The 17,499-nt window shown below is 68.7% G+C and carries 15 protein-coding genes and 1 tRNA gene; 5 read left to right on the plus strand and 11 right to left on the minus strand.

The window, feature by feature from the left end; translation table 11 throughout:
* The first annotated feature begins 49 nt into the window (after positions 1 to 49).
* Together ACVCL3_RS03145 and ACVCL3_RS03150 are read left to right on the plus strand one after the other, a co-directional pair.
* Entirely contained in the window at positions 50 to 2,473 is a 2,424-nt protein-coding gene (locus ACVCL3_RS03145; RefSeq protein WP_447100410.1) for a DEAD/DEAH box helicase, read from the plus strand.
* Positions 2,474 to 2,475: 2 nt separating this feature from the next.
* Complete coding sequence (locus tag ACVCL3_RS03150; protein ID WP_447100411.1) at positions 2,476 to 3,348, plus strand: ribonuclease H-like domain-containing protein; 873 nt, start codon at positions 2,476 to 2,478, stop codon at positions 3,346 to 3,348.
* A 46-nt stretch (positions 3,349 to 3,394) separates the two neighbouring features.
* Here ACVCL3_RS03150 and ACVCL3_RS03155 read toward each other — a convergent pair whose 3' ends face one another.
* The 6 genes from ACVCL3_RS03155 to amaB all read right to left on the minus strand — a co-directional run bounded on the left by ACVCL3_RS03155 (position 3,395) and on the right by amaB (position 9,096).
* Positions 3,395 to 3,913: an energy transducer TonB gene (locus ACVCL3_RS03155; protein ID WP_447100412.1), complete on the minus strand. Its 519-nt coding sequence runs from the start codon at positions 3,911 to 3,913 to the stop codon at positions 3,395 to 3,397.
* Between the two features lie 318 nt (positions 3,914 to 4,231).
* Positions 4,232 to 5,260 (minus strand): UDP-N-acetylmuramate dehydrogenase, encoded by a 1,029-nt coding sequence (murB, locus tag ACVCL3_RS03160; RefSeq protein ID WP_447101560.1) that lies wholly within the window; start codon positions 5,258 to 5,260, stop codon positions 4,232 to 4,234.
* A 10-nt stretch (positions 5,261 to 5,270) separates the two neighbouring features.
* Positions 5,271 to 6,317, minus strand: coding sequence for a quinone-dependent dihydroorotate dehydrogenase (locus ACVCL3_RS03165; protein ID WP_447100413.1), 1,047 nt, complete (start codon positions 6,315 to 6,317; stop codon positions 5,271 to 5,273).
* A gap of 76 nt (positions 6,318 to 6,393) precedes the next feature.
* Positions 6,394 to 7,164: an SDR family NAD(P)-dependent oxidoreductase gene (locus ACVCL3_RS03170; protein ID WP_447100414.1), complete on the minus strand. Its 771-nt coding sequence runs from the start codon at positions 7,162 to 7,164 to the stop codon at positions 6,394 to 6,396.
* Positions 7,158 to 7,466 (minus strand): DUF4190 domain-containing protein, encoded by a 309-nt coding sequence (locus ACVCL3_RS03175; protein WP_395118375.1) that lies wholly within the window; start codon positions 7,464 to 7,466, stop codon positions 7,158 to 7,160. Before ACVCL3_RS03175 ends, ACVCL3_RS03170 begins: the two co-directional genes overlap by 7 nt.
* Positions 7,467 to 7,560: 94 nt before the next feature.
* The gene (amaB, locus tag ACVCL3_RS03180) at positions 7,561 to 9,096 is read right to left on the minus strand and encodes an L-piperidine-6-carboxylate dehydrogenase (protein WP_447098964.1); all 1,536 of its coding nucleotides are present in this window, start codon (positions 9,094 to 9,096) and stop codon (positions 7,561 to 7,563) included.
* A 224-nt stretch (positions 9,097 to 9,320) separates the two neighbouring features.
* On the opposite strand from amaB, the gene ACVCL3_RS03185 reads away from it, so the two are divergent.
* Positions 9,321 to 9,397 (plus strand) — tRNA-Arg (locus ACVCL3_RS03185).
* 44 nt (positions 9,398 to 9,441) lie between these two features.
* Here the strand turns inward: ACVCL3_RS03185 and ACVCL3_RS03190 are convergent.
* Complete coding sequence (locus ACVCL3_RS03190; RefSeq protein ID WP_447100415.1) at positions 9,442 to 11,001, minus strand: protein adenylyltransferase SelO; 1,560 nt, start codon at positions 10,999 to 11,001, stop codon at positions 9,442 to 9,444.
* 183 nt (positions 11,002 to 11,184) lie between these two features.
* Between ACVCL3_RS03190 and ACVCL3_RS03195 the strand changes: the two genes are divergently transcribed.
* Together ACVCL3_RS03195 and ACVCL3_RS03200 are read left to right on the plus strand one after the other, a co-directional pair.
* Complete coding sequence (locus tag ACVCL3_RS03195) at positions 11,185 to 11,772, plus strand: DUF1415 domain-containing protein (RefSeq protein ID WP_447100416.1); 588 nt, start codon at positions 11,185 to 11,187, stop codon at positions 11,770 to 11,772.
* A gap of 47 nt (positions 11,773 to 11,819) precedes the next feature.
* Complete coding sequence (locus ACVCL3_RS03200; protein ID WP_395118367.1) at positions 11,820 to 12,164, plus strand: YkgJ family cysteine cluster protein; 345 nt, start codon at positions 11,820 to 11,822, stop codon at positions 12,162 to 12,164.
* A 43-nt stretch (positions 12,165 to 12,207) separates the two neighbouring features.
* Here ACVCL3_RS03200 and ACVCL3_RS03205 read toward each other — a convergent pair whose 3' ends face one another.
* The 4 genes from ACVCL3_RS03205 to mprF form a co-directional block, all read right to left on the minus strand.
* Complete coding sequence (locus tag ACVCL3_RS03205; protein WP_447100417.1) at positions 12,208 to 12,906, minus strand: pseudouridine synthase; 699 nt, start codon at positions 12,904 to 12,906, stop codon at positions 12,208 to 12,210.
* The gene (locus ACVCL3_RS03210) at positions 12,903 to 13,964 is read right to left on the minus strand and encodes a class I SAM-dependent methyltransferase (protein WP_447100418.1); all 1,062 of its coding nucleotides are present in this window, start codon (positions 13,962 to 13,964) and stop codon (positions 12,903 to 12,905) included. Before ACVCL3_RS03210 ends, ACVCL3_RS03205 begins: the two co-directional genes overlap by 4 nt.
* Before the next feature lie 79 nt (positions 13,965 to 14,043).
* Positions 14,044 to 14,847: an AcvB/VirJ family lysyl-phosphatidylglycerol hydrolase gene (locus ACVCL3_RS03215; RefSeq protein ID WP_447100419.1), complete on the minus strand. Its 804-nt coding sequence runs from the start codon at positions 14,845 to 14,847 to the stop codon at positions 14,044 to 14,046.
* Positions 14,844 to 17,450 (minus strand): bifunctional lysylphosphatidylglycerol flippase/synthetase MprF, encoded by a 2,607-nt coding sequence (gene mprF / locus ACVCL3_RS03220; RefSeq protein WP_447100420.1) that lies wholly within the window; start codon positions 17,448 to 17,450, stop codon positions 14,844 to 14,846. Before mprF ends, ACVCL3_RS03215 begins: the two co-directional genes overlap by 4 nt.
* Positions 17,451 to 17,499: the final 49 nt, after the last annotated feature.

The following is a 17,499-nucleotide window of genomic DNA, read 5'->3' on the forward strand; positions in this document are numbered from 1 at the left end:
TGAGACGCGCACGCGGCCTAATCCGCGGACCTTCGCGCGGAGCCTGCCGATGAACACATTACCCGACCGCTACGCCAGCGACGACCTCGTGCTGGACGGGCCGGGCGACGGCCGCAGCCTGGCCCGGCGGCTGTCGAAGCGCTATGCCGCGCGGATCACCGGCGCCTTCGTGGTGCCCGGTCGGGAGGGCACGTTCGCGCCGCTGCCCGACGATCTCCCCGATGCGCTGGCCGGGGCGCTGCGCACGCGCGGCATCGAGCAGCTCTACAGCCATCAGGCCGAGGCATGGCAAGCCACGCGGGCGGGCGCGCACGTGGCCATCGTCACGCCCACCGCCTCGGGCAAGTCGCTGTGCTACACGCTGCCGATCATCAGCGCTGCCATGACCGATCACGCCAAGGCGCTGTACCTGTTCCCCACCAAGGCGCTGGCGCAAGACCAGGTGGCCGAGCTGCTGGAGCTGAACCGGGCCGGCGCGCTGGGGGTCAAGGCATTCACCTTCGATGGCGACACGCCCGGCGATGCGCGACAGGCGATCCGCCTGCATGGCGACATCGTGGTCAGCAATCCGGACATGCTGCACCAGGGCATCCTGCCGCATCACACCAAGTGGGCGCAGTTCTTCGAGAACCTGCGCTACGTGGTGATCGATGAGGTACACACGTATCGCGGCGTGTTCGGCTCGCACGTGGCCAACGTGATCCGCCGGCTCAAGCGTGTCTGCGCGTTCTACGGCGTCACCCCGCAGTTCATCCTGTGCTCGGCCACCATCGGCAATCCGCGGGAACACGCCGAGGCGCTGATCGAGGATGCGGTCACCGCGATCACCGAAAGCGGTGCGCCCAGCGGCGACCAGCACGTGCTGCTGTGGAACCCGCCGGTGGTGAACCCCGACCTTGGTCTGCGCGCCTCGGCGCGCTCGCAGACCAACCGCATCGCGCGGCTGGCGATCAAGAGCGGCATGAAGACGCTGGTGTTCGCCCAGTCGCGCAGCATGGTCGAGGTGCTCACCAAGTACCTCAAGGACGTGTTCGACCACGACCCGCGCAAGCGCCCGCGCATCCGCGCCTACCGCGGCGGTTACCTGCCGAAGGAGCGCCGCGCGGCCGAACGGGCGATGCGCGAAGGCAGCATCGACGGCATCGTCAGCACCTCGGCGCTGGAGCTGGGCGTGGACATCGGTTCGCTCGACGTGGTGGTGCTGAACGGCTACCCCGGTTCGGTCGCCGCGACGTGGCAGCGCTTCGGCCGCGCCGGCCGACGCCAGCAATCGGCGCTTGGCGTGCTGGTGGCCAGCTCCGATCCGCTGGACCAGTACCTGGTGCGCCACCCGGAGTTCTTCCAGGGCGCTTCGCCGGAGCACGCGCGCATCCAGCCCGATCAACCGCTGATCCTGCTCGACCACATCCGTTGCGCCGCGTTCGAGCTGCCGTTCACCGGCGACGAGATGTTCGGCACCGAGGTCGCCACGCCGTGGCTCGACCTGCTGCGCGAGGAAGGCGTGCTGCACCGCGAGGGCGATCGCTGGGAATGGATCGCCGACAGCTACCCGGCCATCACGGTGTCGCTGCGCTCGGTGGCCGACGGCAACTTCGTGGTGGTCGATCGCACCGACGGCCGCCAGACCATCATCGCCGAAGTCGACTACTCCGCCGCCGCGGTCACCTTGTACGAAGGCGCGATCCACATGGTGCAGTCGCTGCCCTACCAGGTGGAGAAGCTGGACTGGGAAGGCCGCAAGGCCTACGTCACGCGCACCAGCGTCGACTACTACACCGACGCCATCGACTACACCCGGCTCAAGGTGCTGGACTGTTTCGACAGCGCGCACGCCGGCTGCGGTCAGGCCCATCACGGCGAGGTGCACGTGGTGCGCCGGGTGCCCGGCTACAAGAAGATCCGCTTCTATTCGCACGAGAACATCGGCTACGGCCCGGTCAACCTGCCCGACCAGGAACTGCACACCACGGCGGTGTGGTGGCAGCTGCCGCAGATGGTGCTGGAAGCCGCGTTCGAGCAACGCCAGCAGGCGCTCGACGGTTTCCTCGGCGCGGCGTACGCGCTGCACATCGTCGCCACCGTGGCGGTGATGGCCGAGGCGCGCGACCTGCAGAAAGCCGTGGGCTCGGGCGACGGCGCCTGGTTCGCCAGCACCGACCTCCACGGTCGCGGCCAGCTGCGCGGCAGCGATGGCCAGCCCGCCGCGCTGGCGCCGGATGCGCCGTTCACGCCCACCGTCTACCTGTACGACGCGTTCCCCGGCGGCATCGGACACAGCGAACCGCTGTTCCGGCGTCGCGAGGACTTGCTGGCGCAATCGGTCAGCCTGATCGAACGCTGCGACTGCCGCGCCGGCTGCCCCGCCTGTGTCGGCCCGGTACTGGCGACGGACGAGCAGACCGCCGACGATCCGGCCGTCGCCACGCCCAAGGCCCTCGCCCTGCGCGTGCTCGCGCTGCTGGTGGCGTTGTGAGCGTGAACCCCCTCATCGCGAAGCTGCGCCAGCTGCGCAGCGAGGCGGGACAAGCCCACGCCGCCGTGCCTGCCCGCCATGCGCTGGATGCAGCGACGCCGGGAACCCCCTGCGTCGCGCCGCCCTCTTCCGCGATGGCGCCCGAGCTGCGCCGGCTGCTCCGGCGCCACGCCCGGCTCAAGCGCGGCACCGCCGCGGTGCCGTCATCCCGCGACCGCGAGGTGCCCGGCTTCGAACTTTCCCCCGGCCTGCGCTACACCGAGGCGTTTGCCGACTGGCTCGTTCCGCCGCCGGTCATCGACGCCGGCTTCGCCCGCATGGAACCCGTGCACCACGATCGCCTGCTGCACTTCGACACCGAGACCACCGGCCTGGCCGGCGGCACCGGGACCCGCGCCTTCATGATCGGCGCGGCCGACTGGCAGGGTGGCCGCCTGCGCATCCGCCAGCTCACCATCACCACCATGGCGGCGGAGACCGCCATGCTGCGCACCTTCGCCGGCTGGCTGGACGAGGACACCGTGCTCGTCAGCTATAACGGCAAGTGCTACGACGCGCCGCTGCTGGCAACGCGCTACCGTCTCGCCCGCCTGCCGAACCCGCTGGCCGGCCGCGGCCACCTGGACCTGCTGCATCCGGTGCGCCGCCACTGGAAACACCAGTGGCCGAACTGTCGCCTCGCCACCGCCGAGCGCCAGCTGCTCGGCGTCGTGCGCGAGGACGACCTGCCCGGCGCGGAGGCCCCCGCCGCCTGGCTCACCTACCTGCGCGGCGGCTCCGCCCGCAACCTGCGCCGCGTCGCCGCGCACAACGCGCAGGATCTGAAAAGCCTGGCCGGGGTGCTGCTGCACATGGCGAACCTGCGGGCACCATGACCGGCGGGCGGCACGGGGGTATCCCGCATCGCGCGGCGAGCAGTCGTCAGCGCCTGCCCGATTCGACGACAGGTTTGCCGCCTGCCATCTTGAAATCGAATACGTACCAGAGGCTGAAAGGTTTCTGCGTCACCTCATACGTGCCATCGCCCCGCGGATGCCGCACCCACATCGGCGTGAACGTCCATTGCATGACCGCCTGCTCGACTGCAGCCTCGAACAAGGCATGCGCCGGACCATCCGCAGTGCCGGGCTGCGGGTGCACGGCCTGGACGCGGCCGTTCTCGTCCATCACCAGCTGCACCACGACAGTGACCGGCGCAGCGCCCGGGCGAACCAGGGTGGGCGGGTACACCGGCGAGACCTGCTTGTCCAGCACGGGCTTCACCGCCGTATCCCCGGGTTGCAAGGTGTAATGCGGTGCGCTCGCAGGCGCCGCCATCTCCGCGTAACTGGTCCGGGGCTCCCCAACCGGCTTGCGTTCCTCTTGCGTACTGCAGCTGCAAACCACGGTGGCAACGAAGGTCCACAACACGAGCACCGGCCAGCTCGACAACACCTGCATGTCCAACCTCCATGATCGAATCAGAATCCGGTTGGGGCGACCCGTCGCCCGCGCGTCAAAATGACAGGGCACCTGCCCATGCGCAATACGGGAAGGATCGAAGATACCGGCGCCCCACCCTTCGACTTCGACCCCGCGGGCCTGCACTCAGGGAGAACGGCATGGGCCACCACACCCCCCGTTCGCACTGAGCTCGACTTGGAACAGCAAGCGGCGTCGAAGTGCACGCGCAATGCACCACCCTTGGCCCACGGGGCTGCGCACTTGCGCCCGGGCAAAACGACACAAGGCGCCGGGTGAAGCCCGGATGGCGCGGACTCAGCCCGCGCCGATCACCACCGGTTCCGGCTCCAGCCGCACGCCGAACTTCGCGTGCACGCCATCCATCACCTGTTGCGCCAGCGCCCACAACTGCGGGCCATTGGCGTGGCCGTGGTTGACCAGCACCAGCGCGTGGCGGTTGGAGATGCCGGCGTCGCCTTCGCGTAGCCCCTTGAAGCCAGCGGCCTCGATCATCCACGCGGCGGAAATCTTGCGGCGACCGTCACGCTGCGGCCAGGCCGGCAGGTCGGAGTGCTCGCGCTGCAATGCTTCCGCCACGGAAGCATCGACGATCGGATTCTTGAAGAAGCTGCCGGCGTTGCCGATCACCGCGGGGTCAGGCAGCTTGCGCGTGCGCAGGCGTACCACCGCCTCGGCGACGTGGAACGGCGCAGGCTTGTCCACGCCCATCCGCGCCAGTTCCTCGTCGATGCCGGCGTAGTCGGTGCGCAACGGCCGGCTGCGCGGCAGCACGAAACGCACCGCGGTGACGATGTAGCGGCCGGGCTCGTGCTTGAACAGCGAGTCGCGATAGGCGAACGCGCAGGTGGCGTGGTCCAGCGTCACCACGCGATGCTCGCGCAGGTCCCAGGCTTCGACGCTTTCGATGAACTCGGCCACCTCGCAGCCGTAGGCGCCGATGTTCTGGATCGGTGCGGCGCCGACGGTGCCGGGGATCAGGATCAGGTTCTCCAGCCCCGCGTAGCCCTGTCCCAGCGTCCAGCGCACGAAATCGTCCCAGCGCTCGCCCGCGGCCACCGCGATGCGCGCGCTGTCGCCGCCACTTTCAACTTGCACGCCGCGCGTCGACATCCGCAGCACGGTGCCGTGGAAATCGTCGGTGAACAGCACGTTGCTGCCCTCGCCGAGCACCAGCAGCCGCCCCTGGCGGATCGCCGGGAAGTCCAGCAGTTCGGGCAACTTTCCCGCATCGCGGATGTCGGCGAGCAGGTTCGCCCGGGCATCGACGCGCAAGGTGTTGAGCCGCGCCAACGACGCGTTCTCGGTGAGCGTGTAGCCGCCCATGTCCACGCGCTCAGACGCCATCGACTGACGCCTCGCGCTGGCGGCGGATCTCGTTGACGCATTCGGCCACCAGGTGCGGGCCGCGATAGATCAGGCCCGAATAGAGCTGCACCAGCGAGGCGCCGGCGTCGAGCTTTTCCACCGCGTCGCTGCCGTCGAGGATGCCGCCCACGCCGATCAGCGGGATGCGCTCGCCCAGGCGTTGGCGCATGCCGGCCAGCACGGCGGTGGAGCGCTCGAACAGCGGCTTGCCGGAGAGCCCTCCTGCCTCGCCGCCGCGCGGGTCGTCAGCCACCGTGGCGCGGTCGGTCGTGGTGTTGGTGCAGATCACGCCGTCGATGCCGGTACGCAGCAGCACCTCGGCCATCGCATCGAGCTCGACCCCGGAGAGGTCCGGCGCGATCTTCAGCAGCATCGGCTTGCGCCGACCGTGCTGCGAGCCCAGCCGTTCCTGCGCGGCGCGCAGGAGCGAGATGAACTTGTACAGCGTGGCCTGTTCCTGCAGGTCGCGCAGGCCCTGGGTGTTGGGCGAGGAAATGTTCACCGTGACGTAGCTGGCCAGCTCATGCACCTTGGTCAGGCAGGCCAGGTAGTCGTTGACCGCCTTGTCGTTCGGCGTGTCCTTGTTCTTGCCGATGTTGATGCCGAGCACGCCGTGGTAGCTCGACTGCTGCACGTTGCGCACCAGCGCATCGACGCCGTCGTTGTTGAAGCCCATGCGGTTGATGATCGCCTCGTGCGCGGGCAGCCGGAACAGGCGCGGCTTCGGGTTGCCCGGCTGCGGCAAGGGCGTGACCGTGCCCACCTCGATGAAACCGAAACCCAGCGTGTTCAGCGCGTCGAGATGCTCGGCGTTCTTGTCCAGGCCCGCGGCCAGCCCGACCGGGTTGGGAAACTCGATGCCGAACGCGCGCACCGGCAGGTCGGCCGGCACGGTGGCGACGCGATGGGCGAAGCCGCTGCGCTGGGCCACGCCCAGCCCGTACAGGGTCAGCCGGTGGGCCGACTCCGCCTCGAGCGAGAACAGCAGCGGACGCAGGATGTCGTAGAGGGCCAAATCGAAACGCCGGCAGTCGTGGAATGTCGCGCAGTTTAGCGTGCCGGGCAGCGCGCCGAAGGCGGCTGGATCACGCTCAGCCGGCCAGCAGCTGGCCGCCGTCCACGACCAGGGTCTGGCCGGTGATCCAGCCGGCCCACGGCGAGGCGAGGAACAAGGCCGCGTGCGCGACCTCTGCCGGCGTGCCGTAGCGGCCGAACGGGATCTTCGCCAGCACCTCGGCGTAGCGCGTCGGATCATCCTTGCGGCATTGGTCCCACAGGCCACCGGGAAACTCGATCGACCCGGGCGCAATCGCGTTGACGCGGATGCGCCGGGACGCCAGGGCCTGCGCCTGGGAGGTCGTGTAATGACTCAGCGCAGCCTTCATCGCCGCGTACGACGGGCCGCCCGGACGCGGCCGCAGCGCGGAGATCGAACTGGTGTGCAGGATGCACGGATGCGCCGACCCGGCCAGGTGCGGCAGCGCGGCCCGCGAGGCGCGCACGGCCGCCATCAGGTCCACGTTGAAGTTGGCCAGCCAGTCCTCGTCCTCGTCGCGGAAGCCGTAGCCGCTGGCGTTGTTGACCAGCACGTCGATGCCGCCCAGCGCGCTCGCCGCGTCGTCGACCCAGACCTGGATGGCCGTCGCTTGCGCCAGGTCGACGGATTGCGCGTGCACGGTCACGTCGTGGGCGGCGATCTGCAGGCGCGTTTCCTCCAGTGCCGCCGCGCCGCGTGCGCAGATCGACACCGCGGCGCCGGCCTGGGCGAAACCCAGCGCGATGCTGCGGCCGATGCCGCGGCTGCCGCCGGCCACCAGCACGCGCCAGCCATGAAAATCGAACGGCGGCGGCGCACTCACCATCCGTGCCAGCCGCCGAGCGCGAAACCGAAGAACAGCACCGCGATCACCAAGGACACGAACAGCACCGACAGCAGCAGTTGCACGTAGCCAAGCACCAGCCCGGCAACCGCCATGCCGTCACCTTCGGGGCGGTGCTCCGGGTGGCTGTTGCGGATCTCGCTGCGCGCGAGGTGTCCGCAGACGATGGCCACCACCGCGCCGAAGAACGGCAGCACGCACCAGGCCAGGATGCCGAACACCAGGCTCACCACCGCCAGCGTGCTGGTCGGGGCGGCGGCGCGATAGGACACGGGATCGTTCATCGGCTTGCTCGCGGAATGCGCCGGGTCGGCGTCGAGAGCATCGTAGCGTGATCGACCGCGGCCGGCGAACCGGCCGCGAGCCTGTTGCCCGTACTTACAGGTCGAACTTGATGCCCTGCGCCAGCGGCAGCGAATCGGAGTAGTTGATGGTGTTGGTCTGGCGGCGCATGTAGACCTTCCACGCGTCCGAGCCGGACTCGCGGCCACCGCCGGTTTCCTTCTCGCCGCCGAACGCGCCGCCGATTTCGGCGCCGGAGGTGCCGATGTTGACGTTGGCGATGCCGCAGTCCGAACCGGCCGCCGACAAATACTTCTCGGCCGACTTCAGGTTCTGCGTGAAGATCGCCGAGGACAGGCCCTGCGGCACGTCGTTCTGCGCTTCGATCGCCTCGTCGAGATGCTTGAACTTCATCACGTAGAGGATCGGCGCGAAGGTTTCGGTCTGCACGACTTCATCGGCGTTCTTCAGGCCGGTGATGATGGTCGGCAGCACGAAGTTGCCCTTGCGGTCGGTCAGCGCCGCGCCGCCGGTGGCCACCGTGCCGCCAGCCGCCTTCGCCTTCTCGATCGCGGCGAGATAACCCTGCACCGCGTCCTGGCTGTTCAACGGGCCCATCAGCGTGGTGGCCAGCGTCGGATCGCCGATCTTGCCCTCAACCTGCTTGTAGGCCTTGACCAGCGTGTCGAGCACGCTGTCGTGGATGGATTCATGCACGAACAGGCGGCGCGTGCTGGTGCAGCGCTGGCCGGCGGTGCCGACCGCGCCGAACACGATGCCCGGAATCGCCAGCTTCAGGTCGGCCGACTCGTCCAGGATGATCGCGTTGTTGCCGCCCAGCTCCAGCAGCGAGCGGCCCATGCGCTGCGCCACGCGCTCGCCGACCATGCGGCCGACCTTGGTCGAGCCGGTGAAGCTGATCAGCGGGATGCGCTTGTCGTCGACGAAGGCCTGCGCCAGGTCGCTGCCGGCGTCGTTGAACAGGAAGAACAGGTCGGGGTAGCCGCCGTTTTTCAGCGCCTCGTTGCAGATCCTGATCGCGGCGATCGCCGACAACGGCGTTTTCGGCGAGGGCTTCCAGATGCAGATGTCGCCGCAGGCGGCAGCCAGCATCGCATTCCAGGCCCACACCGCGACCGGGAAGTTGAACGCGCTGATGATGCCGACGATGCCCAGCGGGTGGTACTGCTCGTACATGCGGTGGCCGGCGCGCTCCGAGTGCATGGTGTAGCCGTACAGCATGCGGCTCTGGCCGACCGCGAAGTCGGCGATGTCGATCATCTCCTGCACTTCGCCGTCGCCCTCGGGCTTGATCTTGCCCATCTCCAGCGCGACCAGCGAACCCAGTGCGTCCTTGTGCTTGCGCAGCGCCTCGCCGCAGAGCCGCACGGCTTCGCCGCGCTGCGGCGCCGGCGTGGTGCGCCACACCTTGAACGCTTCCTGCGCACGCTTGACGATGACCTCGTAGTCGGCAGCGCTGGAGGCATGCACCGTCGCAATCACCTCGCCGGTGGCCGGATTCACCGGCTGCAGGGCGCCGGCGTCGGTGGTCTTCGACCACTCGCCCTGGCCGAGATAGGTACCCGAATGTTCGGTACCGATACCGAGCGACTTGAGGATGGCATGCGACATACGTGGCTCCTGGTCGTGCGGCGCCCGCCGGCGCCGTGGATGAAGTAGGCAATTGGCCATTCTAGCAGGGTGGCAGGAATGGCTTCTTCCCTGCGCGCTGGCGAGGATCGGGTGGGTCGCTCTCGGCCCCGGTTTGCAGCGACCCTGCGCGCGCCCCCGCAATCTGCCTCCGCAAGCTGAAGGGAGGAGCAGAACCGCGCGATCCATGCGAAAATCGCCTCCCCGCCCTCGTAGCTCAGTTGGATAGAGCGGCCCCCTCCTAAGGGGCAGGTCGGACGTTCGAATCGTCTCGGGGGCACCAATCGCAGCGAACGCAAGGGTCGGCCATGTCGGCCCTTGTGCGTTTCAGGAACTGCACGACAGCATCGAGCAACCCGCCTTGTGCCGCGCCCAGTCCGGCCGCCTCGAAGCAAATGCCTCGTGGCCGGGCTGGTCATCGTACGGATGGCGCATCACGTCGAGCAGCTCGCGGATGCCGGAAGGATCGCCCGCGCTTGCCTGGTCGATCACCTGTTGCGCGAGGTAATTGCGCAGCACGTAGCGTGGATTGACCGCCCGCATGCGCGCGCGGCGCACGTCGGCCGAAAGCGGATCGTCGATGAGCCGGGCGGCATAGCGCACCAGCCAGTCGGCAAGCGCCGGCTCGGTTTCGCGCCGTTTCGCCTCATCGTAGAAGGCATCGTCCATCGGCTGCAGGGTTGGCCTCGCCGGATCGATGTCGGCGAGTGCGCGAAACCACAGCGTCATGTCGATTTCGGCCGACGCCATCAGCGCATGAAGATCCTGCATCAGCGCCACATCCGCGTCACGGCACTCGGCCAGCCCGAGCTTGCGCGCGATGTTGACGCGATCCGCGGCGGCGTAGACCTCGGCGTAGCGGTCGAGTCCGGCCTGCAACGGCGCCACGTCGTCGAACAGCGGCGCCAATGCCGCGGCCAACCGGCTCAGGTTCCACCACGCCACGTTCGGCTGCTGGCCGTAGCGGTAGCGGCGGCGCTGCGCGTCGGTGGTGTTCGGCGTCCAGTCCGGGTCGAAGTTGTCGACCCAGCCGTAGGGGCCGTAGTCGATGGTGAGGCCGAGGATCGACATGTTGTCGGTGTTCATGACGCCATGCACGAAGCCCACCCGCATCCAGTGCGCGATCATCGTGGCCGTGCGTTCGCAGACCTGGGCGAACCACTCGGCATGCAGCGCCTCGCCCTGCCCCGACAGCTCCGGAAAGTCGCGCCTGATGGTGAAATCGACCAACTGCCGCAACAGCGCGGCATCGCCGCGCGAGGTCGGCAGCTCGAAATTGCCGAAGCGGATGAACGAAGGCGCCGCACGGCAGACGATGGCGCCGGGCTCGGGCGCGGCGTGGCCGTCGTAGAACATGTCGCGCAGCACCGGCTCGCCGGTTTCGAGCAGGCACAGGGCGCGCGTGGTCGGCACGCCGAGGTGGTGCATCGCCTCGCTGCACAGGAACTCGCGCACCGACGAACGCAGCACCGCGCGACCGTCGGCGCCGCGCGAGTACGGCGTCTGGCCCGCTCCCTTCAACTGCAACTCCCAACGTTCGCCAGCGGCGCCGATCACCTCGCCCAGCGAAATTGCGCGGCCATCGCCGAGCTGGCCGGCCCAGTTGCCGAACTGGTGGCCACCGTAATTGGCCGCCCACGGCTGCATGCCTGCGAGCAAGGCATTGCCGCCGAACACCCGGGCGAATTCGTCGCTGGCGACATCCGCCTCGCTGAAACCCAGTGACGCCGCCATCTCCGCCGAATGCGCCAGCAGTCGCGGCGCGGCCACCGGCGTCGGATCGACCCGCGAGTACAGCGCCCCCTCGACCTGGCGCAGCCGCGCACCTGCCTCCTGGTCCCCGGGCAGCTCGTGCACGAACGCGTTGTCGAAACGAAGCTTGAACATCGGCATACCCGACCGATTGTAGGTGAGCAGCCTGTCCACAAGGGACTTCCTTTGGTCGCGCGCGATACTTTTTGCGTCACGTGATGAAGAGCATCGTGCACAGGGTGTGCCCCTACAAGCATGGCGCTACGGCGTCGGCATCGCGGACAGCTATAGTCGGCGCGCCCAGCCTGCGAGAAGCGCATGAACGACACACCCGCCGACCTCAACGCCGACGCCCTGCCCGAAGACGCGCCCTGCCTCGCCGCCACCACGCGCTGGATCGAGCGTGCAGTGGTCGGGCTGAACCTGTGCCCGTTTGCCCGCGCGCCCCACGCGCAGGGCAAGCTGCGGCTGCGGGTAAGCCACGCACGCGATACCGATGCGTTGCTCGACGACCTGTGCGGCGAACTGCAATCGTTGAACGCCCTGACGCCGGACGAATGCGAGACGGGCCTGCTGATCCATCCGTTCGTGCTCAATGACTTCCTCGACTACAACGATTTTCTCGACGTGGCCGATGCCGCGGTGCAGACGCTGGGGCTCGAAGGCGAATGGCAGGTGGCCGGCTTCCACCCGCAATACCGGTTCGCCGACAGCGCCGACGACGCGATCGAGAACTTCAGCAACCGCTCGCCCTTTCCCACCCTGCACCTGCTGCGCGAAGCGAGCGTGGAACGCGCGATGGAACAGATGAGCGACACCGACGCGATCTACCGGCGCAACATCGAGACACTGCGGCGGCTGGGTGTCGAGGGTTGGCAGGAGCTGTGGCGCGGCGAAACCGGCTGAACTTGCGCCACCACACGGCGTTCATGCCCGCCGTGCCATGCTGGCGCGTGAATAACATTCCCGACCCTCATAGCGACCCTTACAGCGAAAGCATCGACCCCGGCGTGCAATGCACGACCTGCGAAGCCGTGTGCTGTCGTCTCACCGTGGTATTGATGCCCGAAGACCACGTGCCCGCCTGGCTGGTCGATCACGACGCACACGGCATGGAAATCCTGGCCAAGGGCGAAGACGGCTGGTGTGCCGCGGTGGACCCGAACACCTCCCGCTGCACCATCTACGAGGACCGCCCCGCGATTTGCCGCAAGTACGCCATGGGCAGCCCGAGCTGCCGCGACGAGCGCCACAAATGGTTCGGCAACGTCATCCCCACGGCGGTGCACGTGCTGTAGGGCGGGCGCCGCCCGCCATCGGATTGCAAAACAGCCGGCGGCCCTACGCGAAAATCAGCGCGACCTCGGCGGCATCGAGGGCGCGCCATTCGCCGGGCCGCAGGTCCCCCAAGGCGAGTCCACCGACTGAAATCCGCTGCAGCGTTTCCACGTGGTTGCCCGCCGCAGCGAACATCCGGCGAACCTGGTGATAGCGGCCCTCAGTGACGGTCAGGCGGGCATGCCGCGGCCCCAGCACATCGAGTGTCGCCGGTGCCAGCGGTTCCTTCTCCGATTCCAGCAGCAGCGTGCCGCTGGCGAACAGCGCGCCCTCGTCGCCGCGCAGATCCTGTGCGAGGGTGGCCTCGTACACCTTGGCCACCTGCGCCTTCGGCGAAATGATCCGGTGCAGCAACGGGCCGTCGTCGGTGAACAGCAGCAAACCCGAGGTGTCGCGGTCCAGTCGCCCCACGGTGGACAGCGCGGGCGTACGCACGCTGTAGCGCGGCGGCAGCAGGTCGTAGACGATGCGGCCCGGGTCCTTGCGCGAGCAGGTGACACCGAGCGGCTTGTTCAACATCAGCACCAGGCCAGGCGGCGGGTCCAGCGGCTCGTCGTCGACGCGGACGGTTTCCAGCGGCACCACGTCGTCGGCGTAGAGCACCTCGCCATCGGCGTCGGTGATGCGACCGCTGCGGAACAGACGGGTCACGTCCTTGCGACTGCCGTAGCCGAGGTTGGCGATCAGCTTGACCAGTTTCATGCGTGTACTCCGGTGGCCTCGATCACCTTGAATCCTTCCTGCGTCGCCAGCGTGCGCACGGTCTCGAAGCGCTGGCCCAGGTGCGCCTCGTACGGCAGGTGCCGATTCGCCACCAGCAGCAGGCAGCCGTCCGGTCGCAGCGCATCCGCTGCACTGGTGATGAAGGCGCGGCCCAGCTCCGGCAGGTCCGCGCGGCCCTGGTGGAACGGTGGATTGCTGACGATGGCATCGTAGCGTTCGGGCAAGCCGCGGGTCACGTCGTGCCAGTGCACGTTCACCGCCAGCTCGCGACCAGCATCGCGTTGTGCCCGCGCCAGGTTGACGCGCGCCGGCTCCAGCGCGCGCGCCTCGGCCTCGTACAGGTCGATCGCCGAGACCCGCGGGCAACGCGCGATCAGCTGGCAGGCGAGGTAACCGTAACCGGCGCCGAGGTCCGCCACCCGACCGTGCAATTCCACCGGCAGGTGTTCGGCCAGCAGCGCCGAGGCGCGGTCGACGCGGTCCCAGGCGAACAGCCCCGGCCGGCTGACGTAGCCGCCGGCAATCTCGCGTGGTGCATCCAGTGCCAGCCATGGCTTCAGCAACGCCTGGTCGATGGCAGCGTCGTCCCGCGCGGCCCAGAACACGCGGCATTTGTGCTTGGACAGTTGCTGCACGGGGCCGGCAAGCCTCTGCAGATCCGCCTCACCGGATTTCGCCCCCTCGGCATTGGCCATTGCCGCCAGCACGGTGCCGCCCGGTGCGGTGTGCTGCAGCGCCCGGGCGAACAGCGCGCGCGCCTCGTCGCGCTGGCGCGGCGGCAGCACCAGCACCAGCGCGAAACGTTCGTCGGCCGCCGGTTCGCCGACGTGCAGGCCCTGTCGCGCCAGCTCCTCCGCGAACGGCAGGAAACCCTGCTCGCACAACCAGCCCGGCTGCGCCAGCTCGCGCAGGCGCACATTGGCGCGCGCACGCAAGAACAGCACCCGGCCATCCGCGGGCAAACTCAACCGCGCCGTCTCGAACGGCACGAACAACGCCGCCAGCGCTGCGCTGGGGGGCGCGAATACTCCCGCCATGCTCACTCGATGTCCTGACCCGGGAAACAGGCGCGCAGTGTATCGCGGCGCCTTTGCGCGCCTGCCGCCTGCACGGTGCTCAAGGCCGTGCGGCGGTACCCGGTGACGCCGGCAATTCGTCCAGCATCTGTTGCGCCAACGGGCCGTAGCCTTCGTCGAAATGATGACCACCCTGCTTGGCGTGCACGGTGACCCACGTCGGCAGACCGGGCTGGTCGCACAGACTGTCGGCCGCATCGTCCAGGCCGTAGTAGCACACCACTGGCGGCTGGCCGTGCAACGCCCGCAGCGGCGGCAGCGGGTCGTGATGATCGATCGGGTTGACCCACTGCAACGCGTCCTTGAGGCGCTCCTTGAACCAGCCCTGTTCGATCATGTAACCCTGCAGCTCGATCTCGAAGGTCACGTCGCGGCTGGGCGAGAGCAGCACCATCTGGGTGATCCGCGCACGGTTCTCGGCGCCGAGCTGGTCGGTGATGGTGGGCAGCACGTCGGCGCCGAACGAAAAGCCGATCAGCCAGATCCGCCGCTTGCCCCACGCATCGAGCTGCTTCGTCATCAACGCATCCAGTTCGCGCGCAGTCTGCCGCGGGTCGTGCCCGCGCCAGTAGTACTTGAACGAGTTGATGCCGAGCACCGGCACGCCGCGGTCGATCAAGGCGATGCCCAGGCGCCGATCCACGTCGGCCCAGCCGCCGTCGCCGGAGACGATCACCGCCATCACGTCGTCCTTCCCCTCCGGCGGCGCGACGGCATGCGCGGCCACCGGCCAGACCACGGCCGCATCGGCCAGGCTGACCGACGACCAGGGCCGCCACGCCAGCAAGGCGCCAAGCACACCAAGCACCAGCACACCGGCCAGCCAGGTCTTCCATCGTCTCATCGGCGCACGACTCCTCCCAATCCGCCGGCGATCAGGCTGGCCACGTTGGCCAGGATCATCGGCAAGGCGATGCCGCGGGGCACCGCCATGTAGCGCGGCTCCCACTGCGGGTCGAACTTCTGCTTGTAGCGTTGCAGGCCGCGGAAGTTGTAGAAGCGCTCGCCGCGACCGAACACCATCGCGCCGAACCGGTTCCACCATGGCGCATGCCGCCGGCTGTGCAGCCCGGCCAGCGGCGCCATGCCGAGGTTGAACCAGCGGTAGCCCTCGGCGCGCGCCCACAGCATCAGCTCCACGAACAGGTAGTCCATGATGCCGGCCGGGGCGTCCGGGCGATGGCGCATCAGATCGACCGATGCCTCTTCACGGGTGTCGCTGAGCAGCAGGTTGGCGAATGCCACCAGCTCATCGCCCTGCCACACCAGCGCCATCGGCGTGCGCGCCAGGTAGTGCGGGTCGAAGGCACCGAGCGAGAAGCGCTTTTCGCGCACGTGCTTGTCGCGCAGCCAGGCGTCCGACACCGGCCGCAGCTTCGGCAGCAGGCCGGCCACCGCGTCGGCCGGCACGATCTCCAGGCGCAGGCCGTCGCGCTGCAGCCTGTTGACCGTGTTGCGCAGCACCTTCTTCGACTTGCCGTCGAGGTTGAAGGCATCCAGTCGCACCCGCGCCTCTTCGCCGATCTTAAGCAGGTTCAGGCCCACCTCCAGGTACAGGTCGAGGTTGGCCGGGCTGACCTGGTAGAACACCGGCCAGCCACCCGCTCGCTCGCACTGTTCGAGGAAGGTCCACACCAGCTCGCGCCGTGCGGCCTCGTCGGTGCCCACCGGATCGCCCATCGCGACCCAACTGCGTCCGATCGTGTCGAACATCACGAAGGCCTTGTGCTCGTCGTCGAACAGCAAGGTCTTGTCGCCCATCAGGGCCAGGTGTGCCTGCGCCGAGGGAAACTGCTTGATCAGCGGCAGCGCCTGCGCCAACTCGGCCTCGCCGGGTCGTTCGCGCTGCAGTTTCTGCGGACGGATCAGGCTGGCCGCCGCGAACAGCATGCCGGTGACGGCCGCGGCCACCAGCGCGCGCAGCGCGCGCGGCGCGCCGCCGTGTTGCAGGCTGAACTGCCACCACAGGTCGGCGCTGTAGTCGACGTGCTTGTAGCTGAACACCACCAGCCACGCCGCGCAGCCCAGCGTCGCCACGATCGCCACGATCCAGCCCACGCCGAAGCTGGTGCTGAACAGCGACGCGCGCCGATGGAACAACCGGTGGGCCGGCGCCAGCGCCAGCGCCAGCAAGGTCATCAGCGCGGCCTCCTCGTAGTCGATGCCCTTGAGCAGCGAGAACACCGCGCCGGCCAGCAGCAACACCAGGGTCAGCCAGTAGGCGGCATCCAGCCGCCGTTGCAGGCCGCGCGCCAGGATCAGCAGCAGCATGCCGATCACGCTGGCCAGCAGGTGCGAAACCTCCAGCACCGACAGCGGCAACAGCTCGCCGAGGATCGCCATGCGCACCGGCAGCGCGCGGGTCGCGCCGGAGAACAGCAGCACCGCCCCGCAGACCAGGGTCAGGCCGGCGAAGAACGAAGGCAGCAAGCCGGTGAACCATGGCGCCAGCACGGCCTTGCGGCGCCAGCCCTGCGCCTCGCGCTGCAGCACCAGCACGGCGGCGGCGCACAGCGGCAGCAGGTAATAGATCACCCGGTACGCGGCCAGCGCACCGAGGATCGGTGCCGTCAGCTGCGCGTTGCCGGTGGCGCCGAAGCCGGCCAGCATCACCGCCTCGAACACGCCCAGCCCGCCGGGCACGTGGCTCACCAGGCCGACGATCTGGGCGATCACGAAAATCGCCAGGAAGTGCCCGAAGCCGTTGTTCAACGCATCCGGCATCAGCACGTAAAGCACCGCGGCAGCGAGGCCCCAGTCGCAGGCGCCGACCAGGATCTGTTTCAACGCGGTGCCCACCGAAGGCAGCGTCACGCGCCAGCGCCAGATGCGCAGCGGGCGATGGATCAATCCGCCAGCCAGCCACGCCAGCGGCAGTGCGACCAGCACCGCGCCCAACGGCTGGCTCAGACTGGCCAGCGGCAGCTCCGGCGGCAGCGGCACCCACAACAAGGTGGTGCCGGTGAGCGCCAGCAGGCCGAGCCAGAAGCTGCTGGTGCAGAACAGCACCACGCGGGCGATCTCGCCGTTGCCCAGCCCGTTCTGCACGTAGAAGCGATAGCGGATCGAACCGGACACCAGCAGCGACATGCCCAGGGCGTTGCTGAAGGCGTAGCTGATGAAGGAAATCAGGCCGACCCGCCGCCACGGCAGCCGACGTCCGATCGCGGCCAGCGCCAGGCGGTCGTACATCGTCATCACCGCGTAGCCGGCCAGGGTAAACAGCACCGCCAGGCCCAGGCGTTCGTGCGACAGGCCCTGCACGTACTGGCGCACCTGGTGGTAATTCACCTCGCGCGCCAGCAGATGCAGGGCGAACAGCGCCAGGCACAGCATGCCCACCGAGAACAGCGGGCCGGCGATGTGGCGCAACCACGCGACCCTCTGGCTGGGGCCATCGGGAATCCCGTCCGCACGCGGCGCCCGTTCGACTTGTTCCTGCACCACGCGGCTCGCATCCCCCCGGAAAGGCCGCCAGTTTAGGGCCAGTCGCGTG

Source organism: Rhodanobacter sp. UC4437_H4 (genome assembly GCF_052978425.1).